The sequence below is a fragment of the Streptomyces sp. DT2A-34 genome, from assembly GCF_030499515.1.
Taxonomy (GTDB): Bacteria; Actinomycetota; Actinomycetes; order Streptomycetales; family Streptomycetaceae; genus Streptomyces.
In genome coordinates, this window is the sequence record NZ_JASTWJ010000001.1 from 5272581 (window position 1) to 5294463 (window position 21883).

Here is a 21883-nt window from a genome sequence, read left to right on the forward strand (position 1 = left end):
CACACAACGCTCGATGCACCACCACGGGGGAACGAGGGAGGGGTAGGGCCATGGGGGAGCAGATCCGCCGCTGGGAGTCGGGAGCACTCGCGCATGCCGTGACGGACCCCTTCGGCCAGGGCCCCGTCCCCTGGCTGCGCGGCAATGTGACGTACTTCGACGACACCGGCCAGGTCGTCCCCTGGTACGTCGACGGCCAGGCCCACCCGCCGACCGCGGACACCCCGAGGGTCCCCGCCCCCCGAAGCGCCGGCCCCCGCTCCGCCGACGACGTACACCGCCAGATCAAGGGCTTCACGTCGACCGGCGCGGTCGCCCCCGGCGAGGCCGTCGACTTCCACATCACCGTCGACCCGCCCCAGGAATTCGCCGTCGACGTCTACCGCATCGGCCACTACGGCGGCGACGGCGCCGCCAAGATCACCACCAGCCCCCGCCTCTCCGGCATCGTCCAGCCCCCGCCGCTCACCGCCGACCGCACGGTGTCCTGCCACCACTGGTGGCTGTCCTGGCGCCTCCAGGTCCCCTCGTACTGGAGCATCGGCGCCTACGTCGCCGTCCTCACCACGGCCGACGGCTACCGCTCCCACATCCCCTTCACCGTGCGCGACAACCACCCCGCTGACCTGCTCCTGCTCCTCCCCGACGTCACCTGGCAGGCGTACAACCTCTACCCCGAGGACGGCCGCATCGGCGCCAGCCTCTACCACGCCTGGGACGAGGACGGCCGCCTGCTGGGCGAGGCCGACGCCGCCACGACGGTCTCCTTCGACCGCCCGTACGCGGGCGCGGGCCTGCCCCTGCACGTCGGCCACGCCTACGACTTCATCCGCTGGGCCGAGCGCTACGGCTACGACATCGCCTACGCCGACGCCCGCGACCTGCACGCGGGCCACGTCGACCCCACCCGCTACCGCGGCCTGGTCTTCCCCGGCCACGACGAGTACTGGTCGACGAACATGCGCCGCACGGTGGAGATCGCCCGGGAGAACGGCACGTCGCTCGTCTTCCTCTCCGCCAACTCCATGTACTGGCAAGTGGAGTTGGGCCCGTCCCCGTCCGGCGTCCCCGACCGCCTGATGACCTGCCGCAAACGCCAGGGGCCGGGCCGCCCGGTGCTCTGGCGCGAGATCGACCGCCCCGAGCAGGAGCTGATCGGCATCCAGTACGCGGGCCAGGTCCCCGAGCCGCACCCCCTGATCGTCCGCAACGCCGACCACTGGCTGTGGGAGGCGACCGGCGCCCACGAGGGCGACGAGATCGCGGGCCTGGTCGCCGGCGAGGCCGACCGCTACTTCCCGCGCACCCCGCTCCCGGACCACGACGAGCGCATCCTGCTCGCCCACTCCCCGTACACCGACCGCGAGGGCGCCCTCCGCCACCAGGAGACGTCCCTGTACCGCGCCCCCTCCGGCGCCCTGGTCTTCGCCTCGGGAACCTTCGCCTGGTCCCCGGCGCTGGACCGCCCGGGCCACGTAGACGCCCGTGTCCAGCGCGCCACCGCCAACCTCCTGGACCGCATCTGTAAACGTGACTGAGCTCACGTACGCCCACGTCACCGCCCCTTTCGACCCCACCCCACCCCAAGGGCGATCCCCGGCATACGGGAGAATCGAGCCACTTGGCCCGCCCGTCTCCCACCACCGCCCTATTCGAGCCCTGCGGGCGCCCCTTTCGTTCAACCACGGGGAGGAACCGTGTCCGGATTCGTAGAAAAGCCCGAGCCGCTCCAGGTTCCGGGCTTGGTACACCTGCACACCGGCAAGGTGCGCGACCTGTACCAGAACGAGGCGGGCGACCTCGTGATGGTCGCCAGCGATCGCATCTCGGCGTACGACTGGGTGCTCCCCACCGAGATCCCCGACAAGGGCCGCGTCCTCACGCAGCTCTCCCTGTGGTGGTTCGACCAGATCGCCGACCTGATCCCCAACCACGTCCTGAGCACCGACCTGCCCGCCGGCGCCCCCGCCGACTGGGCGGGCCGCACCCTCGTCTGCAAGTCGCTCCAGATGGTCCCCGTGGAGGCCGTGGCCCGCGGCTACCTCACCGGCTCCGGCCTGGTCGAGTACAAAGAGTCCCGTACCGTCTGCGGCCTCGCCCTCCCCGAAGGCCTCGTCGACGGGTCCGAGCTCCCCGCTCCGATCTTCACCCCGGCCACCAAGGCGGCCGTCGGCGAGCACGACGAGAACGTCTCCTACGAGGAGGTCGCCCGCCAGGTCGGCGCCGACACCGCCGCCCAGCTGCGCCAGGCGACGCTCGCCGTCTACTCCCGTGGCCGGGACATCGCCCGTGACCGCGGCATCATCCTCGCGGACACCAAGTTCGAGTTCGGCTTCGAGGGGGAGAGGCTGGTCATCGCCGACGAGGTCCTCACTCCGGATTCGTCCCGCTTCTGGCCGGCCGACCAGTGGGAGCCGGGCCGCGCGCAGCCGTCGTACGACAAGCAGTTCGTCCGCGACTGGCTGACCTCGCCGGCCTCCGGCTGGGACCGCAAGAGCGAGCAGCCCCCGCCGCCGCTGCCCCAGGAGGTCGTGGACGCGACGCGGGCGAAGTACGTGGAGGCATACGAGCGCCTGACGGGCACGAGCTGGTCCTAGCGCGGAAACCGCGAAGCCCCCGGCCGAAACCGGGGGCTTTTTGTCTGGAGCGGACGACGAGGCTCGAACTCGCGACCTCAACCTTGGCAAGGTTGCGCTCTACCAACTGAGCTACGTCCGCAGTGCGCCGTGGCGCGAGAGCAACTATACCCAACCTCGCTCCCGCGCGAGACGCACTGCCGCGTGCCGGTTCTCCGCCCCGAGCTTGGAGACGGCCGACGACAGATAGTTCCGCACGGTCCCCTGCGACAGCGCGGCCCGCTCCGCGATCTCCGCGACAGGCGCCCCGTCGGCGGCGAGTTCCAGCACCTCGGCCTCCCGCGCGGTCAGCGGCGAGTCCCCGGCGGCGATGGCGTCGGCGGCCAACTCCGGATCGACGTAACGGTTTCCGGCGTGCACGGTACGGATGATCTCGGCGAGCCGCTGAGCGCTGACGGTCTTCGGGACGAACCCCCGCACACCCGCCTCAAGGGCCCGCTTCAGATGCCCGGGCCGCCCGTGACTGGTCACGATCAACACCTTGCAGCCGGGCAGCTCGGCCCGCAGGGATGTGGCGACCTTCACACCGTCCGCGCCGGGCATCTGAAGATCGAGGACGGCGACATCGGGTTCGTGCGCGAGGGCCATCGCCAGCGCCTCCGGCCCGCTCGCCGCCTCGGCGACGATCACGAGGTCGTCCTCCAGCGACAGCAGCGTGGCGAGCGCACCCCGGATCAGATGCTCGTCGTCGGCGAGCAGGAGCCGTACGGGCCCGGTCATACGGCGGCCTCCCGCACGCCCGCTCCCGCCAGCGGCACCTCAGCGACCAGCCGGAACATCCCCTCCCCGACGTGGCCGACGGCCAAGGTGCCGTCCACCGCGGCGAGCCGCTCCCGCAGCCCGGCCAGCCCGGAGCCGCCACCTTCGTCGGAGGCTTCGGCAACCCCGTCGTTCTGCACCGTCAACACCACGCGCCCCTCCGCCACCCGCACTCCCACCGCGCACTGCCCGGCATCCCCGTGCCGCAGCACATTGGTGGTCGCCTCCCGCACCACCCACGCCAGCGCCGACTGCACCTCGGCGGGTAGCCCGGCCGCCTCCCCGGTCACCTCGCACTCGATCCCGGCCGCCGTCAACACGCCCTGAGCACCGGCGAGTTCGACCCCGAGATCAGCCTCCCGGTATCCCCGTACGACCTCCCGCACCTCGCGCTGCGACTCCTGCGCGATCCGCTGCACCTCGATCATCTGCTCCACGGCCTCGGGCTGCCCGCGCCGCGCCAGCTGCACGGCGAGCTCGCTCTTCAACGCGATGACCGCCAGATTCCGCCCCATCACATCGTGCAGATCCCGCCCGAACCGCAGCCGCTCCTCGGCGACGGCGAGCCGGGCCCGGGTCTCGCGGGCCTCGTCGAGTTCGTAGACGGCTTCGAGCAGCCAGGCGGAGAAGACGCCGATGAAGGCGAAGAAACCGCTGCCGAGCAGCGTGATCAGACCGATGACCAGCGCGGCGAAGGCGGACCGGCTCAGTAGGAGCACGAAGAGCCCCGTACCCGCCGCGAAGCCCGCGACGACGGCGGACACGCGCCTGCGGCCGCGCACTCCCAGCGCGATGTTGCTCGCCCCGAAGAACATGACGACGCTGAAGACGCTGCCCGCCGCGGAGTCGACGCCGTCACCCTCCGGACCGTACTGGACAACGGCGAGAGCCGTGGCGGCGACGGCCGTGGTGACGGCGCCGAGCGTCCACAGCAGCCGTACGGGCTGCTCACGGCGACCGCACACCCAGTCCACCGCTCGCGACGCGGTCAGGGCGCAGACCACCGCGTGCGCGCACACCATGAGCAGCAGCCAGCCACCCAGCTCGGACGGCATCTCGCCGGTGACCGGCAGCCCGACCGTCGCGACCTCCATCACCGCGAAGAAGTGGAACGACCACCTCGTGTACGTCTCGACCTTCTCCGGCGTGCTCTTGCGCCGCCACCATCCCCCCGCCTTGGGCATGTCCCCGCTCCCCGTACGTCAGCGCCTGGGTTCCCAGCGGAACCACCGCCGTACAGCAAACACGCCCAGGACCGTCCAGGCCAGCGCGGTGAGTACGGCACCCACGGCCTCGTACGCCGACAGGTCCCCGGTCCAGCCGCCCCGCACGAGCGTGATCACCGGGGTCAGCGGCAGCAGTTCGCACACCGACGCCACCCGGTCGGGCAGGACCTCGAGCGGGACGGCCATGCCGGAGCCGAGCATCGAGACCATCATCACGGGCAGCGTGGTAACCTGGGCGCTCTCGGTGGTGCGGGTGAACGCCGAGGTGACCGCCGCGAGGGAGGCGCACAGCACGAGGCCCAACGGCAGCGCGATCACGGCGAGATAAGGGGCGCGGGGCGCGGGCAGGTCGAGGAGGACCGCGCAGCCGACCGCCAGGAGGAGGGACTGCACGAGGCCCGTGGCGACGGCCGGCAGCGCGGACCCGGCGAGTATCTCCGTGTCCCGCAGCTCACCGGTGCGCAGCCGCTTGAGGACGAGTTCCTCGCGCCGGGCGGTGAAGACGCCGACGAGCGCCCCGTACACCGCGAAGAGCAGCGAGAATCCGACCGCGGCCGGCAGGACGACGGTGCCGGGGGTGAGCCCGGACTCCTCGAGGTCCATGTCCTTGGTCGCGGACCACACGCTGAACGGCAGAACCAGCGGCACGAACAGGGCGGCGACGAGTGTCCCCCTGCTGCGCCCGAGCAGCGTCAGCTCGGCGCGGGCCAGTGCCGTCATCCGGCCCGCCGGGGTGGTGACCGTACCGTTCATGCCGCGTACTCCTTCGCCGTCTTCTCCGCCGCGCCGGACGCCTCCCGCGCGATGCCCAGGAACGCCTCCTCCAGCGAGGCCGACCGCACATCCAGCCGCCGCAGCTCCACCCCGGCCCCCTCGGCCCACACCAGCAGCCGGGTCGCCGCCCGCTGCAGCTGACGGGTCCGCAGCCGTACGACCCGCCCGTCGACCTCGTGCCCGCTCACCCCCAGCTCGGCGAGCGGCGGCAGGTCGCCCAGGAAGTAGCCCTCGGGCAGCTCGAAGGTGATCCGCGACGGCTGGGTCGCGGTCACCTCGGCCGGTGCCCCCGCGGCCGCGATGCGCCCCTCGTGCAGGATCGCCAGCCGATCGGCGAGGCCCTCGGCCTCCTCCAGGTAGTGCGTGGTCAGCAGCACGGTCGTACCGGCGTCACGCAGCCCGCGCACCAACTCCCAGGTGTCCCGGCGCCCTTCGGCGTCGAGGCCGGTCGTCGGCTCGTCCAGGAACAGCACCTCGGGATCCCCGAGCAGCGCGAGCGCCAGATCCAGGCGCCGCCGCTCACCCCCGGACAACTGCTTGACGCGTACCCCGGCCTTTCCCGCGAGCCCGACGAGCTCCAGTACCTCACCCTCGGGCCGGCCCCCGCTCACACACCCCGCCCACATCCGCGCGGTCTCGGCGACGGTCAGCTCGGACGGAAACCCGCCCTCCTGCAGCATCACCCCGGTCCGCGGCCGTACGACGGCCCGCTCGGTGTAGGGGTCGTGCCCGAGCACCCGGACCCGCCCCCCGGCCGGCCGGGCGAGCCCTTCCAGCAATTCCACGGTCGACGTCTTGCCCGCACCGTTGGTGCCGAGCAGCGCGAAGACCTCGCCGCGGTCCACGGAGAACGAGATTCCGCGCACTGCCTCGAACCCGCCCCCGTACACACGCCGCAGGTCAGTGACCTCAATCACGTGTTCGTGTTCGTCGATGTTCATGACATCAGCGTCCCGGCAACGGGAGCCCGGCAGCAGTGCGCGCTGTCACCACTCCGCATGACAAATGTCAGGCGGACCGGCCGCGGATACAAGAAAGACCCCGGTCCATTGGACCGGGGTCTCATTCCCGAGCGGACGACGAGGCTCGAACTCGCGACCTCAACCTTGGCAAGGTTGCGCTCTACCAACTGAGCTACGTCCGCATTGCCCCCGACCGGCTCTCACCGATCGGTGCGAGCACCAGCCTACCTGATCCACATCGGTGGTCGGACCGGCGGTGCAGAGCGGGTGACAGGAATTGCACACTGCGCCTTCCCCCTGGAAGGGGGATGTTCTACTACTGAACTACACCCGCATGCTCGGCGAGCTGGGCTTTTCTGCCCCGCCCGGCGGCGTGCTCCAGACATTAGCTGATCAGCAGGGGGGTAGCGCAAGTCGGTTGTCGCACCGGCCCAAGTCGGCCGCCCTCAAGGCCCGCTGACGGACCCTGAGGGCAGCCCTCGGGCCGCCTCACTGCGCCGAGGCGAACGCCTCGTAGACCTTCTTGGGGATCCGGCCGCGGGCCGGTACCTCCATCTTGTTGGCCTGGGCCCAGGCCCGTACGGCCGCCGGGTCCGGAGCGACCTCGGTCTGCTTGTACGTCTTGCCTGACTTCGACCGCTTGCGGCCGGCCTCCACGTACGGCGCGAGCGCCTTACGCAGTTTCTTGGCATTGGCTTCATTCAGGTCGATCTCGTACGACTTGCCGTCGAGTCCGAAGGCGATCGTTTCCGCCGCTTCCGAGCCGTCGATGTCGTCAAAGAGAGTGACCACGACCTTCTGCGCCACGAATATCGGTCCCTTCGTACGGCACGTTGACAATTCATTTGTACCGTGCCCGACAATGCATTGTGAAGTTCGACTTAATCCTCCCGCGTGTCAAAAATCAAGAGGGAGCGAAGCGACTTCGATTGAGGGTGGTGGTGGGAGACGGGCGGGCGCAATAGGTATCGGGTGTCGATCCGGGATCTTTTCCGGAACTTTTCGTCGATGGAGGCCGGTGCTTCCGGATCGTGACTGCCATCACGTAGCTTCCTACAAGTCGACGCGCGTAGAAATTTTGTGCAGGTAGTCTGAAACCACTGCAGGAACCTGCTCAGCACCACACCACCGGGAGTGCACGTGGCACGCGTCGTAGTCGACGTCATGCTCAAGCCGGAGATCCTCGACCCCCAGGGCCAGGCGGTGCAGCGCGCACTGCCGCGGCTGGGTTTCGAAGGCATCTCGGACGTACGTCAGGGAAAGCGTTTCGAACTGGAAGTTGACGGGCCGGTCGACGAGGCCGCGCTCGCCCGCATCCACGATCTTGCGGAATCCTTCCTCGCCAACACCGTCATCGAGGACTTCACCGTCCGGGTCGAGGAAGTCGCGGAGGCCGCGAAGTGACCGCTCGTATTGGCGTCGTCACTTTCCCGGGCTCTCTCGACGACCGGGACACGCAACGTGCGATCCGGCTCGCTGGTGCCGAACCGGTCGCCCTGTGGCACAAGGACAAGGACCTCAAGCAGGTCGACGCGGTGGTTCTGTGCGGCGGTTTCTCCTACGGCGACTATCTGCGCGCCGGAGCCATCGCCCGCTTCTCGCCGGTGATGGACACGGTCATCGAGCAGGCGAAGGCCGGTCTGCCGGTCCTCGGCATCTGCAACGGCTTCCAGATCCTCACCGAGGCCCACCTCCTCCCGGGCGGGATGCTCGGCAACGACCACCTGCACTTCATCTGCCGTGACCAGAAGCTGCGGGTGGAGAACGCGGAGACCTCCTGGACCAGCGACTACAGCGCCGGCCAGGAGATCCACATCCCGCTGAAGAACATGGACGGCCGGTACGTCGCCGACCCGTACACGCTGGACAAGCTGGAGGCCGAGGGCCGCGTCGCCTTCCGCTACCTCGACTTCAACCCGAACGGCTCGCTCAACGACATCGCCGGCATCACCAACGAGGCCGGCAACGTCGTAGGCCTGATGCCGCACCCGGAGCACGCCGTGGAGCCGCTCATCGGCACCGGCCGCACCGACGGCCTCCCCTTCTTCACCTCGATCCTCAAGAAGCTGGTCAACGCATGAGCCGGACGCCTCTGGACACGGTCGAGCACGCGGCCGCGACCCCCGACGTCGAGCTGCCCTGGGCCGAACTCGGTCTGAAGAAGGACGAGTACGAGAGGGTCGTGGAGATCCTCGGCCGTCGGCCCACCGGTGCCGAGCTGGCCATGTACTCCGTCATGTGGTCCGAGCACTGCTCGTACAAGTCGTCGAAGGTGCACCTGCGCCAGTTCGGTGAGAAGGCCCCGCAGTCCGACGCCCTGCTCGTCGGCATCGGCGAGAACGCGGGCGTCGTCGACGTCGGCCAGGGTTACGCGGTCACCTTCAAGGTCGAGTCGCACAACCACCCGTCGTACGTCGAGCCCTACCAGGGCGCGGCCACGGGTGTCGGCGGCATCGTGCGCGACATCATCGCGATGGGCGCGCGGCCGGTCGCCGTGGTCGACCCGCTGCGGTTCGGTGCGGCCGACCACCCGGACACCAAGCGCGTCCTCCCCGGTGTCGTCGCCGGCATCGGCGGTTACGGCAACTGCCTCGGCCTCCCGAATATCGGCGGCGAGGTCGTCTTCGACGCTTGCTACCAGGGCAACCCGCTGGTCAACGCCGGTGCCATCGGTGTGATGCGGCACGAGGACATCCACCTGGCGAAGGCGTCCGGCGCGGGCAACAAGGTCATCCTGTACGGGGCTCGTACGGGTGGTGACGGCATCGGTGGTGCCTCGATCCTCGCGTCCGAGACCTTCGACGACGCCAAGCCCTCCAAGCGCCCGGCGGTCCAGGTCGGCGACCCCTTCCAGGAGAAGCTGCTCATCGAGTGCACCCTGGAGGCCTTCAAGGAGAAGCTGGTCGTCGGCATCCAGGACCTGGGTGCGGCGGGCCTGTCCTGCGCCACGTCCGAGCTGGCCTCGAACGGCTCCGGCGGCATGCGCGTGACCCTGGACGACGTACCGCTGCGTGACTCGACCCTCTCGCCCGAGGAAATCCTCATGAGCGAGTCGCAGGAACGCATGTGCGCGGTCGTGGAGCCGGGGAAGGTCGACCGGTTCCTGGAGATCTGCGAGAAGTGGGACGTCATCGCCACTGTTATCGGTGAGGTGACCGAAGGCGACCGCCTGGAGATCTACTGGCACGGCGGCAAGATCGTCGACGTCGACCCGCGCACGGTGGCGCACGAGGGCCCGGTCTACGAGCGCCCGTACGCCCGCCCGTCCTGGCAGGACGAGCTGCAGGCGGACGACGCGAACAAGCTGCCGCGCCCGCAGACGTCGCAGGAGCTGAAGGACCAGGTCCTGAAGCTGGTCGCGTCCCCGAACCAGGCCTCCAAGAAGTGGGTCACGTCCCAGTACGACCACTTCGTGCAGGGCAACACCGTCCTCGCCCAGCCCGAGGACTCCGGCATGATCCGCATCGACGAGGAGACCGGCCTCGGCGTCGCCATCGCGACGGACGGCAACGGCCGGTACGCGAAGCTGGACCCGTACCACGGCGCCCAGCTGGCCCTCGCGGAGGCGTACCGCAACGTCGCCACGACCGGTGCCAAGCCGCTCGCGGTCTCCGACTGCCTGAACTTCGGCTCGCCCGAGGACCCGGCGGTCATGTGGCAGTTCGCGGAGGCGGTACGCGGACTGGCGGACGCCTGCCAGCAGTTGGGCACCCCGGTGACCGGCGGCAACGTCTCGCTCTACAACCAGACCGGCGAGGTCGCCATCCACCCGACCCCGGTGGTCGCGGTCCTCGGCGTCATCGACGACGTGGCCCGGCGCACGCCGGTCGCTTTCCAGGAGGAGGGCCAGCTGCTGTACCTCCTCGGCGACACGCGTGAGGAGTTCAGCGGCTCTGCCTGGTCGCAGGTCGTCCACGACCACCTGGGCGGTCTGCCCCCGCAGGTGGACCTGGAGCGCGAGCGCCTGCTCGCCGAGATCCTGATCTCCGCCTCCCGCGACGGCATGATCGACTCCGCGCACGACCTGTCCGACGGCGGCCTCATCCAGGCGGTCGTAGAGTCGGCCCTGCTCGGCGGCAAGGGCGCGCGTCTGGTCGTCCCGGACGGTCTGGACGCCTTCACCTTCCTCTTCTCCGAGTCGGCGGGACGCGCGATCGTCGCCGTGCCGCGCTCCGAGGAGGTCCGCTTCAACGACATGTGCGGTGCGCGGGGCCTGCCGGCCACCCGTATCGGTGTCGTGGACGGCGACTCCGTCGACCTCCAGGGCGAGTTCGCGCTCAGCCTGGAGGAGCTGCGGAAGGCCCACGAGGAGACCATCCCGGCGCTGCTCGCCTGAGTTCCGTACCCCCGAAGCCCCCGTCCGGTCCGCCGGGCGGGGGCTTCGTCGTGCGCTGACCTGTGCGCCGACTTCTGGTTGCACGTAATTACGTAGTTCCGTAATATCGGGGCGTGGAACTTGAGCAACGCGTCGCCGACCTGGAGCGACGGCTGGCGGCGCTGGAGAACGCGCAGCACACCGCTCCCCGCCTCGGTGAGGGCGACTTCTGGGCCCTGCAGGGGTTCAAGGAGCAGTTGGCCCAGCTGAAGGCGGCCGATGGAGGGGTGCTGTTCACCGGCGCCGTGCGGCTGCCGACCGGGGAGCAGTACGAGTGGCAGCACGGGGCGCTGACCGAAGGGCTGCTGGACGACGACTGGACCGAGTCCGCCGAGTCGTTCGCGGCGCTCGGGCATCCGGTGCGGCTGCGGCTGCTGCGCGAGGTCATCGGCGGCCGGCGCACGGCGGCCGAACTCGCCGAGCTGGACGAGGTCGGCACGACCGGCCAGATCTACCACCACCTGCGCCAACTGACCGGCGCGGGCTGGCTGCACACGACGGGCCGGGGCCGCTACGAGGTACCGCCGGGGCGGGTCGTACCGCTGCTGGTGGCGCTGTCGACAGCCCGGCCGTGACGCGAAGAAGACATGAGCAAGGGGGAACGATGTCCGCACGCAAACTGGTCACCCTCACCTACCGAGGGCTGCAACTGGCCTTCCTCGGCCTGGTGATCGCGCACTTCTCACTGGACCTCGGGTATCCGTGGTGGTGGAACTTCCTGCCGATCGTCCTGGCCTACGCCCTCGTCATCGTGGCCAACCGGTGGGGCGGCACCCCGGACAGCCCGCGCGCGGCCCGGGAGCCCGTCGAGGTCGCCCCGCCCGTCACCGGCCGCTGGACCGCGCTGAACAGCCCGGCCGACCGCACGCCGAGCCACGGCACGCACGCGTACGGCCAGACGTTCGCCATCGACGTCGTCGCCGAGCCCGAGCCCGGCGCCCGCCCCGGTTTCCGCTCGCTCTGGCCGATCGCCCGCCGCAACAGCGCCTTCCCCGCCTTCGGGGCCCCGCTTCTCGCGGTCGCCGACGCCACCGTCGTACGGGCCTCAGACGGGCAGCGCGACCACCTGAGCCGCACCTCGCTGCCCGCCCTGCTGTACCTGATGCTCGTGGAGGGGTCCGTGCGCGACCTGCTCGGGGTCAAGCGGATCGTCGGCAACCACGTCATCCTCGACCTCGGCGACGGCACCTACGCGCTCTACGCCCACCTGCGGCGCGGCTCGCTCACCGTCCGCGAGGGCGACCGGGTGACCGCCGGCCGGCCGCTGGCCCGCTGCGGAAACTCCGGCAACTCCACCGAGCCCCACCTCCACTTCCAGCTGATGGACGGCCCCGACCCGGACAGCGCCCGCGGCATCCCCTTCACCTGGCGCGGCATCGGCGTCCCGCGCAACCAGGAGGCGTTCGAGGTGCCCACGGCGGACTCGCAGCCCGCATGGGCTGCTCACCCGGCTGGGGACTGATCCGTACGGGACGATCAACATCGAGGCCGCTGCGCCGGGCGCCGCGGTGGCGCCCGGCAGGACCACGGTGAAGCTGCTGTACTGCCCGTACGGACAGGCAGCGCTGGGACGTCGACCACCACAGCGCGGCCGAGGTGACGGCGAGCCCCCCGGGGAGCGCCGTGCCGGTCACGACGGCAGCTGAGACAGCCACCCCGGACGACACCGGCAACCCCACCTACTACCTCTACACGATCACTGTCCGCTGATCGCTGGGCAGCCGAGGACCGTGCCGCCCGCCGACTGGACACCGTCGCCGAACTCATCGGAGTGCGCCGCGATGCCCGCAGGCCCTCGCCAGTAGAGGCAGACAGGGCCCGCGACGGCATCGTAGCCCGCATAGGCTGCCCCTATGCCGCCCGCCAAGAAGCGCGCCCGCACCTACGACCCCGCCAAGATCCGCACGGCGGTCCTCGCCCAGTTCGGGAACGTACGTCAGGCCGTACGCACCCTGACCCCCGAGCAACTCGCGCTGCCCACCCGGCTGGGCGACTGGACCGTACGGGACCTGGCCGCACACGTGACCATGGCCGTGGAGACCGTCAGCCGCAACCTCGACCGCGACGAGCCCGCCAAGGCGGAGCTCACCCTCCTGGACTGGCCCTTCGCCACCGCCGCCCGCGCCGGCGACATCGCTGACGGCACCCGCGACCTCGCCGCCGCCAACCCCGACCTCGACGCCCTGTACGCCCGCACCGAGGAACGCCTCACGCTGAAGCTGGCGGACGCCCCCGGCGCCCGGCTCCTCGCCGCCCGCACCGGCGCCATGACCCTCGCCGACTACCTGGTCACCCGCACCGTCGAACTCGTCGTCCACACCGACGACCTGAACGCCGCCGTCCCCGGCCTCGACATCCCGTACGACCGTCAGGCCCTCGCCGCCTGCACCCGCCTCCTCGCCGACGCCCTCGCCGCGCGGGCGCCCGGCGGCTCGACCGAGGTGCGGATCCCGCCGTACGCCGTGGTGCAGTGCGTCGAGGGGCCGAGGCACACCCGGGGCACCCCGCCCAACGTCGTCGAGACCGACCCGCTGACCTGGATCCGGCTCGCGACCGGGCGGGTGGCGTGGCAGGAGGCGGTGGCGGAGGCGAAGGTGAGCGCGAGCGGGGAGCGGGCCGACCTGGGCGGGTTGCTGCCGCTCCTGAGCTGACCGCCGGACATCACCAGCCCGCCCCCAAGCGGAATCGCGCGGAACCAGTCCCGTGTCCCTCCCGTCCCACCGGCATGAACACACTCGGCACCCTTGGCAAGGACAAGCAGCGACTGGCCGCCGCCCTCACCGCGCTGGCCCTCCTTCCGCTCGCCGCCGCCTGCGGCAGCGAGGACGCGGGAAGTGACTCGGTCGGTGCCGGGGCCTCGGCCTCCGTCACCGGCGCCTACTGGGCGGTCGACGCCGTGACCGTCGACGGCAAGAAGAGCGCCGCCCCGAGCAACGCCTACCTGCGCATCGCCGACGGCGGCGAGGTCAAGGGCAACCTCGGCTGCAACAACTTCGGCGCCGACGCCGCCTTCGCCGACAGCCACGTCACCTTCGACAAGATGCAGTCGACCGAGATGGCCTGCGACGACGTTCCCGCGAACTTCGAGCAGACCCTCGCCCGCACCCTCTCCGCCGGCGACCTCACCACCGAGGTCGACGGCGACAAGCTCACCCTCACCACGGCGGACGGCGACCGCGTCGCCCTCACCAAGGAGGAGGCCGCCCCGCTCAAGGGCACGAAGTGGAACATCACCAGCCCGGACACCGACGGCAAGGCCCACCTCACCTTCGACGCGAAAACCGGACAGGTCAGCGGCAGCCTCGGCTGCAACAAGGTGAGGGCGAAGGCGACGGTCAGCGACGGCCGTATCACGCTGGGCACCGCGTCCACCACCCGAATGATGTGCGACACCTCACTCATGAAAACGGAGAAGACCCTCCTGGCCCTCTTCGATGGCACGGTGAAGTACGAACTCGATCACCGCAACCTCAGCCTGACCAGCGAAAACGGCGAACACGTCAACGCGGCCGCCGCCGAGTGATCCTTTACAGGCGCGTATCCCCAATTCGGACCAGTGGTCGATCTCGCCTACACTCGGTGGCGTGCCACGTGGTGACGGTCGACTCAATCACGATCTACTTCCCGGCGAGAAAGGCCCCCAGGACGCGTGTGGCGTCTTCGGTGTCTGGGCTCCGGGCGAAGAGGTCGCAAAGCTCACGTACTTCGGGCTCTACGCCCTCCAGCATCGGGGCCAGGAATCCGCGGGAATCGCGGTCAGCAACGGCTCCCAGATCCTCGTCTTCAAGGACATGGGCCTGGTCTCCCAGGTCTTCGACGAGACCTCGCTCGGTTCGCTCCAGGGTCACATCGCGGTCGGACACGCCCGCTACTCGACCACCGGCGCCTCCGTGTGGGAGAACGCCCAGCCGACCTTCCGCGCCACCGCGCACGGCTCCATCGCGCTCGGCCACAACGGCAACCTGGTCAACACGGCCCAGCTCGCCGAGATGGTCGCCGACCTGCCCAAGCAGGAGGGCGGCCGCACTCCGCGCGTGGCGGCCACCAACGACACCGACCTGCTCACCGCGCTGCTCGCGGCCCAGGTCGACGAGGACGGCAACCCGCTGACCATCGAGGAGGCCGCCCACCAGGTCCTCCCGCAGGTCAAGGGCGCCTTCTCCCTCGTCTTCATGGACGAGCACACCCTTTACGCCGCCCGTGACCCGCAGGGCATCCGCCCGCTGGTCCTCGGCCGCCTGGAGCGCGGCTGGGTCGTCGCCTCCGAGTCCGCGGCCCTCGACATCTGCGGCGCCAGCTACGTCCGTGAGGTCGAGCCGGGCGAGTTCATCGCCATCGACGAGAACGGCCTGCGCACCTCCCGATTCGCGGAAGCGAAGCCCAAGGGCTGTGTCTTCGAGTACGTGTACCTGGCCCGCCCGGACACCGACATCGCCGGCCGGAACGTCTACCTCTCCCGCGTGGAGATGGGCCGCAAGCTCGCGAAGGAAGCCCCGGTCGAGGCCGACCTGGTCATAGCGACCCCGGAGTCCGGCACCCCGGCCGCCATCGGCTACGCGGAGGCGAGCGGCATCCCGTTCGGCGCGGGCCTGGTGAAGAACGCGTACGTCGGACGTACGTTCATCCAGCCCTCGCAGACCATCCGCCAGCTCGGCATCCGCCTGAAGCTGAACCCGCTGAAGGAAGTCATCAAGGGCAAGCGCCTGGTCGTCGTCGACGACTCGATCGTGCGCGGCAACACCCAGCGCGCCCTGGTCCGCATGCTCCGCGAGGCGGGAGCGGCGGAGGTCCACATCCGGATCTCCTCGCCCCCCGTGAAGTGGCCCTGCTTCTTCGGCATCGACTTCGCCACCCGCGCCGAGCTCATCGCCAACGGCATGACCATCGAGGAGATCGGCACCTCGCTCGGCGCCGACTCGCTGTCGTACATCTCGATCGACGGCATGATCGAGGCGACCACCATCGCCAAGCCGAACCTCTGCCGTGCCTGCTTCGACGGCGAGTACCCGATGGATCTCCCGGACCCCGAACTGCTCGGGAAGCAGCTCCTCGAGACGGAGCTGGCCGCCGGCCCGGCCGCCACGGCCGCCGCCGACGCGATCCGCCGCCCGTAGAGGCCCCGTAACACCTGCCGTACGACACGAAGGTTCTCACTAGCCATGTCTGAGACAACTGGTGCCAGCTACGCAGCCGCGGGCGTCGACATCGAAGCGGGCGACCGCGCCGTCGAGCTGATGAAGGAGTGGGTGAAGAAGACCCAGCGCCCCGAGGTCCTCGGCGGCCTCGGCGGTTTCGCTGGCCTCTTCGACGCCTCCGCCCTCAAGCGCTACGAGCGTCCCCTCCTCGCCTCCGCCACGGACGGCGTCGGCACGAAGGTCGACGTCGCCCGCCAGATGGGCGTCTACGACACCATCGGCCACGACCTGGTCGCCATGGTCATGGACGACATCGTGGTGTGCGGTGCCGAGCCGCTGTTCATGACCGACTACATCTGCGTCGGCAAGGTCCACCCCGAGCGCGTCGCCGCCATCGTCAAGGGCATCGCCGAGGGCTGTGTGCTCGCCGGCTGCGCCCTGGTCGGCGGCGAGACGGCCGAGCACCCCGGTCTGCTGGGCGAGGACGACTTCGACGTCGCCGGCGCCGGTACGGGCGTCGTGGAGGCCGACCGGCTGCTGGGCCCGGATCGCATTCGTAAGGGTGACGCGGTGATCGCCATGGCGGCGTCCGGTCTTCACTCGAACGGGTACTCGCTCGTCCGGCACGTGCTGCTGAACCAGGCCGGTCTGGCCCTGGACGCACAGATCGACGAACTCGGCCGCACCCTCGGCAAGGAGCTGCTGGAGCCGACGAAGATCTACTCGCTGGACTGCCTCGCCCTTACCCGCACCACGGACGTACACGCGTACAGCCACGTCACGGGTGGCGGTCTGGCCGCCAACCTGGCCCGGGTGATCCCGGACACCCTGCACGCGATCGTCGACCGCACCACCTGGACCCCGGCCCCGATCTTCGACCTCGTCGGCAAGACGGGTCAGGTCGAGCGCCTGGAGCTGGAGAAGACCCTGAACATGGGCGTCGGCATGATCGCGATCGTGCCCGAGGAGTCCGCGGACGTGGCCCTGGCGACGCTGGCCGACCGAGGCGTGGACGCCTGGGTCGCGGGCGAGATCACGGACAGGGGCGACCACGAGACGGGCGCGGCCCTCGTGGGTACGTATTCAAATTAAGCACGCCGCCGGCTGCTCCCCTGCAGGCAGCACAGAACCCGGTCGGTGACCGAGGTCACCGACCGGGTGAGTGCTCAATGCAAAGTCAAGCGCCGCGACGCTGCTCCGAGGGGTCCTCGTCCTGATCGTCGTCGTCGTCCTCATAGAGGTCGGCGTACTTCGAGTACAGGTCGTCGTCGTCCTGCTCATCGTCCTCGAAACGATCGCCGTTCGGCGACTGGTTCGACGTCGATGCGCCCAGCTCCTCGGCCAGGCGTGAGAGGTCTGTCCCACCGCTGTTGTACTTCAGCTGGCGGGCGACCTTCGTCTGCTTGGCCTTGGCCCGGCCGCGCCCCATGGCTCGACCCCCTCAACGACGGGGCTCGACGGCCCCAGAGTCTGACACGCGTTCATGATCCGGAACGGACTCTCCGTGGAGAGGCCGGTCCGTAGGGCTTCCACGGTACCTGAGCCCGCGCCCATACGGTACGTCGCCCGCAGCACAGGCGTGTGCACAGGACCTTCGAGGCGCCCTGTCCTCGCTGGTCAACCGCGATTTTAACCACTTATTGGCGGTCGACCCGCCGGTAAGAGTGAGAGTTCTCTCCAACTGCCCACCGGCGGGTACCGGGCAAACCCGTGTTAACGGCTTCGGTCGACCTGCCCGGACGGCTCAGTGCGCTCCGCGTGCCTCCGCCATCCGCTGCTCGGCGATCCGGTCGGCCGCGGCGGCCGGCGGAATCCCATCCGTCTTCGCACGTGCGAATATGGCCAGCGTGGTGTCGTAGATCTTCGCCGCCTTCGCCTTGCACCGCTCGAAGTCGAAGCCGTGCAGCTCGTCGGCGACCTGGATGACGCCGCCGGCGTTCACCACGTAGTCGGGCGCGTAGAGGATCCCGCGGTCGGCGAGGTCCTTCTCGACGCCCGGGTGGGCGAGCTGGTTGTTGGCCGCACCGCACACCACCGTGGCGGTCAGCACCGGCACGGTGTCGTCGTTCAGGGCCCCGCCGAGCGCGCAGGGGGCGTAGATGTCGAGGCCCTCCACGCGGATCAGGGTCGCGGTGTCGGCGACGGCCGTCACGCCCGTCGGATGGGCCGCGAGGATCCGGCCCACGGCCTCCTCGCGGACGTCCGTGATGAAGACCTCGGCGCCCTCCGCCCGCAGGTGCTCCACCAGGTGGTGACCGACCTTGCCGACGCCCGCGATGCCGACCTTGCGGCCACGCAGGGAGGGGTCGCCCCACAGGTGCTGGGCGGAGGCCCGCATGCCCTGGTAGACGCCGAAGGCGGTGAGCACGGAGGAGTCGCCCGCGCCGCCGTTCTCCGGGGAGCGTCCGGTCGTCCAGGGGCACTCGCGCGCCACGACGTCCATGTCGGCGACGTACGTACCGACGTCGCACGCGGTGACGTACCGACCGCCCAGCGAAGCCACGAACCGGCCGTAGGCCAGCAGCAGCTCCTCGGACTTGATCCGGTCCGGATCACCGATGATCACGGCCTTGCCGCCGCCGTGGTCGAGACCGGCCATGGCGTTCTTGTACGACATCCCGCGCGCGAGGTTCAGCGCGTCGGCGACGGCCTCTTCCTCGGTCGCGTACGGGTAGAAGCGCGTACCGCCGAGGGCGGGGCCCAGAGCGGTGGAGTGGATGGCGATGACGGCCTTGAGGCCGCTGGCGCGGTCCTGGCAGAGCACTACTTGCTCATGACCCCCCTGATCCGAGTGGAACAGGGTGTGCAGGACGCCGTGTGTTACGTCGGTCACTGTGGTGACTCCTGAGTACTGGCGGCGATCGGAGCGAGCTCCCGTACGGGTGGCGGGGGCTGTGAGCATGAGATTAGACCCGTGAGAGCCCGTCCAACCCGCAGTGCTCAGGATCACCTACTCGCGGAGTACAACCGTGCGACGATTTGCATAGTTTTCCCGCACGTTTGTGAGCGGGTTTCGCAGGTTTTCCTGGCAGACCGCGGGGGAGAGAGCAGGCGTGCCCAAGGTGTCCTCGGTGATCGTCCCGTACGCGACCTATCTGCGCGTCTACGAGCCGCTGGCCGCCTTCCCGGAGCCGGAGCGCGGCCACTGGGACCGTTACGCCCGCCGCCCCGACCGGCCCTCGTACCAGGACGAACTGCGCCGCTCCCTGGCCGACTTGCTGCCCACCCCGCCGATCCCCGTGCCGGTGCACGAGAGCAGCGACGCCTTCGTGCTGGACGTCGACGGGGTGGTGTGCGTGTGCCCCTGGCGCACCCGGCTGCGCGGCTGGCAGGCGCTCGGGGAGCTGGCCGAGGAGCTGCCGAAGCCGGTGCTGGACGCGGCGCTGCCGGAGGTCGTACGCCGCCAGGCGGCCCAGGACTACGAGCGCTGGCTGGCCCGCAATCCGGACGCCCGGCCGTGGATCCGCACCTCGACCTGGCAGGTGCCGCTGCACTGGTTCGTGCTGGTGTCGGACGAGGAGCGGCGCTTCGACAAGGGCTCGGGCGAGATCCCGCCGATGCTGCGCTACCGCACGCCCATGGTGCAGGCGCGGCGGCGCGTGGCGCGGGCCCTCAGGACGCTCAAGGACACCATCGACGAGGGGCCGCTCATCGACGGCCTGGTGGACGTCGGGCGCTGGCTGGAGGAGTTCCACCCGCGCTCGCTGGTCGAGCTGGACTACGGCGGCCTGGTGCACACCCTGCCGCCCGGCGAGCTGGAGGACGACCACTCGGCGGCCGATGTGGCCGACGGCATCGAGGCGCTGCGGCACGGCGACGGGGGCGCCGCGGGGGAGGCCTACGGGCGGCTCGTGGAGCGGTGGCGGGCGGTGCGGGACCGGCGGTCGGCGAACTGAGCGGTCGGGGGTCTGAGCCGGTCCGGTGTGACTTGGCACACTCGGTTATGTAACGAACTGGCGTTTGACGGGGCGCCCGATTTGGGGTTTCGTGCTCGCTCTGGGTTCTTGATGCCTCGTCAACATCGGACGTAGGTCCCGATCCGGGCGTATGCATCAAGGGTGTGTCAACGCACGCAAGCGTGACGGACCGCACGTACGCGGCCCTTGCATCCCTAACCCCTCCTCGTGCCAAAATAGGACAAGGAGTCCGGGGAGGGCTCTCTCTCGACATTGCACGCTTTGGGGGGTCTTGAGACTCCTGCGTGCCACTGTGACTGATCGTCACAGTGGCGTGACTGTCCGCTATGGCATGGTCCATCGGCATCCGTCGCTGATGAACACCTGGGAGGGCAATTCCATCGGTTTGGCCGACGCGGCTGGACAGATGGTGTAGTTGTAGTGCCGAGGACAAGCCGTTCGTCCTATAACCGACTCGACTCGCGTCCGCCATTTCGGGCAACGCGGGTCAAGGTGCAGAATTTAGAGGAAAGAACCGAGAAGGTTCGGTTCTCCCGAGGAGGCCGCTCATGACCGCTCGCACCCCTGATGCCGAGCCGCTGCTGACCCCGGCTGAGGTCGCCACGATGTTCCGCGTCGACCCCAAGACGGTCACGCGGTGGGCGAAGGCCGGGAAGCTTACGTCCATCCGCACGCTCGGCGGACACCGCCGTTACCGCGAGGCTGAGGTCCGCGCTCTGCTCGCGGGCATCCCGCAGCAGCGCAGCGAGGCCTGAACAACCGCATAACCGGGCAAAACGGAGGTTCCCCAACTTCCGCGGCGCCCGAACTCTAGCTCCAAGCGACGCGGGTTCTGCCCCAACAGAGCCCACGCCCGAGCCGATCAGAGCTTCGCAGGCACGTAACAAGGGTGCGTCGTAGATCGCGCTGGACTCCGCCGGGTCCAGCGCGATCTTTTTTGTGTGCGCAGCGTGTGCCGACGGTGGTCCTGTGGGTGGGCTTGTCGGAGTCCGGGGAGGGGCGTCGGATCTCCTGTGGACGCGCCCTGGGGGTCCCTCGGACTGTGCGGGGCGATCCCCGGAAGCTGGTGCAATTGCACATATTAAATTGACCAGGTGTAGGTGAGGTGTAAGTACCGCGCTTCCGGAAACTCATGCGGTGACACCCGTCACATGGCGCGGTGCTTGTTGCCTCTGGACTATGTGCGCTAAGGGGAGGAGCGAGCTCCAGCTCCCCACGGCGGCGCGGGAGTTGACGTCCGGGGCGGTCACGCGGTGGAAGCGGTTTCGTCCTCGTTGACCTCGCGCGGAGCCGCCTGGGGGGTGCGCGGTGTGGAGTCCGTCGCCAGCCGCAGCAGGCGGTGGCAGATCGGGCAGTGGCGGGTGAGATGCCGGTAGGACGAGGCGGCCGACAGGTGTGCGCGGAGCAACGCCCGCGTTTCGTGCCTAGCCGATGCCGGCATACGCCACCTCCAGGGGCCACACGGGGAAAGTGCCCTGACTTCTGGGTACCGAGCGAATGTGACTCCGTCAAGGTGGGCGGGCGCTCCGCTGAGGGCGCCGGGTTGCGTGCGCCCGGTGCTGTGGGGGGTGCCCGGCGCTGTGGTTGCCGTCCCCTGGGGGCTGCCGCCCCCAGACCCCCGCTTCGGCCCTGAACGGGCCTTGTCCTCAAACGCCGGACGGGCTGGAATGCCTGGGCCGGCGTCGAGAGGGCCTGCCCGCGGAGATGAGTGAGGCCCGCACCCCTTGTCGGGATGCGGGCTTCTCGCTGTCGCTGCGGTCCTGACGGGATTTGCTGCGTCTGATTGCGGCTGCGCCGCGGGCGCGGCCTCCGTCTTGGCGGGGTGGGCGTGGGGGTGGGGCATGAGTAAGGCCCGCACCCCTTGTCGGGCTGCGGGCTTCTCGCTGTCGCTGTGGTCCTGACGGGATTTGCTGCGTCTGATTGCGGCTGCGCCGCGGGCGCGGCCTCCGTCTTGGCGGGGTGGGGGTGGGGCATGAGTAAGGCCCGCACCCCTTGTCGGGATGCGGGCCTCTCGCTATCGCTGCGGTCCTGACGGGATTTGAACCCGCGGCCTCCACCTTGACAGGGTGGCGAGCACTCCAAACTGCTCCACAGGACCA

At 69.8% G+C, this 21883-nt stretch carries 21 protein-coding genes and 4 tRNA genes; 13 read left to right on the top strand and 12 right to left on the bottom strand.

What is annotated here, in order from left to right; genetic code table 11:
* The first annotated feature begins 50 nt into the window (after positions 1 to 50).
* Together QQM39_RS23420 and QQM39_RS23425 are read left to right on the top strand one after the other, a co-directional pair.
* Positions 51 to 1538 carry a N,N-dimethylformamidase beta subunit family domain-containing protein gene (locus QQM39_RS23420; protein WP_301999453.1) on the top strand — a complete coding sequence of 496 codons (1488 nt, stop codon included), beginning with the start codon at positions 51 to 53 and terminating at the stop codon, positions 1536 to 1538.
* Between the two features lie 159 nt (positions 1539 to 1697).
* Positions 1698 to 2597: a phosphoribosylaminoimidazolesuccinocarboxamide synthase gene (locus QQM39_RS23425; RefSeq protein WP_301999455.1), complete on the top strand. Its 900-nt coding sequence runs from the start codon at positions 1698 to 1700 to the stop codon at positions 2595 to 2597.
* Between the two features lie 45 nt (positions 2598 to 2642).
* Here QQM39_RS23425 and QQM39_RS23430 read toward each other — a convergent pair.
* The 8 genes from QQM39_RS23430 to QQM39_RS23465 all read right to left on the bottom strand — a co-directional run bounded on the left by QQM39_RS23430 (position 2643) and on the right by QQM39_RS23465 (position 7164).
* Positions 2643 to 2718: transfer RNA gene (locus tag QQM39_RS23430), tRNA-Gly, on the bottom strand.
* A 23-nt stretch (positions 2719 to 2741) separates the two neighbouring features.
* The gene (locus QQM39_RS23435; protein ID WP_301999456.1) at positions 2742 to 3356 is read right to left on the bottom strand and encodes a response regulator transcription factor; all 615 of its coding nucleotides are present in this window, start codon (positions 3354 to 3356) and stop codon (positions 2742 to 2744) included.
* Positions 3353 to 4579, bottom strand: coding sequence for a sensor histidine kinase (locus tag QQM39_RS23440; protein WP_301999457.1), 1227 nt, complete (start codon positions 4577 to 4579; stop codon positions 3353 to 3355). Before QQM39_RS23440 ends, QQM39_RS23435 begins: the two co-directional genes overlap by 4 nt.
* A gap of 18 nt (positions 4580 to 4597) precedes the next feature.
* A complete protein-coding gene (locus QQM39_RS23445) occupies positions 4598 to 5374 on the bottom strand; it encodes an ABC transporter permease (RefSeq protein WP_301999458.1) in 777 nt (258 codons plus the stop codon).
* On the bottom strand, positions 5371 to 6336 hold the full coding sequence (locus QQM39_RS23450) for an ABC transporter ATP-binding protein (RefSeq protein ID WP_301999460.1): 966 nt from the start codon (positions 6334 to 6336) through the stop codon (positions 5371 to 5373). Before QQM39_RS23450 ends, QQM39_RS23445 begins: the two co-directional genes overlap by 4 nt.
* A 130-nt stretch (positions 6337 to 6466) precedes the next feature.
* Positions 6467 to 6539, bottom strand: a tRNA-Gly gene (locus tag QQM39_RS23455).
* A gap of 80 nt (positions 6540 to 6619) precedes the next feature.
* Positions 6620 to 6691: transfer RNA gene (locus QQM39_RS23460), tRNA-Gly, on the bottom strand.
* Positions 6692 to 6846: 155 nt separating this feature from the next.
* A complete protein-coding gene (locus tag QQM39_RS23465; RefSeq protein WP_301999461.1) occupies positions 6847 to 7164 on the bottom strand; it encodes an Lsr2 family protein in 318 nt (105 codons plus the stop codon).
* A 333-nt stretch (positions 7165 to 7497) separates the two neighbouring features.
* On the opposite strand from QQM39_RS23465, the gene purS reads away from it, so the two are divergent.
* From purS to purM, 9 genes are all read left to right on the top strand, one after another.
* The gene (gene purS, locus QQM39_RS23470) at positions 7498 to 7761 is read left to right on the top strand and encodes a phosphoribosylformylglycinamidine synthase subunit PurS (protein ID WP_006133353.1); all 264 of its coding nucleotides are present in this window, start codon (positions 7498 to 7500) and stop codon (positions 7759 to 7761) included.
* Positions 7758 to 8438: a phosphoribosylformylglycinamidine synthase subunit PurQ gene (purQ, locus tag QQM39_RS23475; RefSeq protein ID WP_301999463.1), complete on the top strand. Its 681-nt coding sequence runs from the start codon at positions 7758 to 7760 to the stop codon at positions 8436 to 8438. Before purS ends, purQ begins: the two co-directional genes overlap by 4 nt.
* A complete protein-coding gene (purL, locus tag QQM39_RS23480; RefSeq protein WP_301999465.1) occupies positions 8435 to 10693 on the top strand; it encodes a phosphoribosylformylglycinamidine synthase subunit PurL in 2259 nt (752 codons plus the stop codon). The genes purQ and purL overlap by 4 nt, the downstream gene beginning before the upstream one ends.
* Before the next feature lie 113 nt (positions 10694 to 10806).
* A complete protein-coding gene (locus QQM39_RS23485) occupies positions 10807 to 11307 on the top strand; it encodes a helix-turn-helix transcriptional regulator (RefSeq protein ID WP_301999467.1) in 501 nt (166 codons plus the stop codon).
* Positions 11308 to 11336: 29 nt separating this feature from the next.
* On the top strand, positions 11337 to 12194 hold the full coding sequence (locus QQM39_RS23490; RefSeq protein ID WP_301999468.1) for a M23 family metallopeptidase: 858 nt from the start codon (positions 11337 to 11339) through the stop codon (positions 12192 to 12194).
* Positions 12195 to 12585: 391 nt separating this feature from the next.
* Complete coding sequence (locus tag QQM39_RS23495; RefSeq protein ID WP_301999469.1) at positions 12586 to 13383, top strand: maleylpyruvate isomerase family mycothiol-dependent enzyme; 798 nt, start codon at positions 12586 to 12588, stop codon at positions 13381 to 13383.
* Positions 13384 to 13457: 74 nt separating this feature from the next.
* Positions 13458 to 14255, top strand: a complete 798-nt coding sequence (locus QQM39_RS23500) for an META domain-containing protein (RefSeq protein ID WP_301999470.1) — start codon at positions 13458 to 13460, stop codon at positions 14253 to 14255.
* Positions 14256 to 14316: 61 nt separating this feature from the next.
* Positions 14317 to 15846, top strand: a complete 1530-nt coding sequence (purF, locus tag QQM39_RS23505) for an amidophosphoribosyltransferase (RefSeq protein WP_301999472.1) — start codon at positions 14317 to 14319, stop codon at positions 15844 to 15846.
* A 45-nt stretch (positions 15847 to 15891) separates the two neighbouring features.
* Positions 15892 to 16959, top strand: coding sequence for a phosphoribosylformylglycinamidine cyclo-ligase (purM, locus tag QQM39_RS23510; RefSeq protein ID WP_301999474.1), 1068 nt, complete (start codon positions 15892 to 15894; stop codon positions 16957 to 16959).
* A gap of 85 nt (positions 16960 to 17044) precedes the next feature.
* Here purM and QQM39_RS23515 read toward each other — a convergent pair whose 3' ends face one another.
* Both QQM39_RS23515 and QQM39_RS23520 read right to left on the bottom strand, forming a co-directional pair.
* Complete coding sequence (locus QQM39_RS23515; RefSeq protein ID WP_301999475.1) at positions 17045 to 17296, bottom strand: DUF3073 domain-containing protein; 252 nt, start codon at positions 17294 to 17296, stop codon at positions 17045 to 17047.
* Between the two features lie 315 nt (positions 17297 to 17611).
* Positions 17612 to 18700 (bottom strand): Glu/Leu/Phe/Val dehydrogenase dimerization domain-containing protein, encoded by a 1089-nt coding sequence (locus QQM39_RS23520; RefSeq protein ID WP_301999476.1) that lies wholly within the window; start codon positions 18698 to 18700, stop codon positions 17612 to 17614.
* A gap of 220 nt (positions 18701 to 18920) precedes the next feature.
* Here QQM39_RS23520 and QQM39_RS23525 point away from each other — a divergent pair, with 220 nt between their 5' ends.
* Positions 18921 to 19763: a hypothetical protein gene (locus QQM39_RS23525; RefSeq protein WP_301999477.1), complete on the top strand. Its 843-nt coding sequence runs from the start codon at positions 18921 to 18923 to the stop codon at positions 19761 to 19763.
* Between the two features lie 569 nt (positions 19764 to 20332).
* Complete coding sequence (gene bldC, locus QQM39_RS23530) at positions 20333 to 20539, top strand: developmental transcriptional regulator BldC (protein ID WP_003949541.1); 207 nt, start codon at positions 20333 to 20335, stop codon at positions 20537 to 20539.
* A 491-nt stretch (positions 20540 to 21030) separates the two neighbouring features.
* On the opposite strand, the gene QQM39_RS23535 is transcribed toward bldC, so the two are convergent.
* Positions 21031 to 21225: a DUF6274 family protein gene (locus QQM39_RS23535; protein WP_301999478.1), complete on the bottom strand. Its 195-nt coding sequence runs from the start codon at positions 21223 to 21225 to the stop codon at positions 21031 to 21033.
* Positions 21226 to 21807: 582 nt separating this feature from the next.
* A tRNA-Asp gene (locus tag QQM39_RS23540) sits at positions 21808 to 21882 on the bottom strand.
* Between the last annotated feature and the right edge of the window lies 1 nt (position 21883).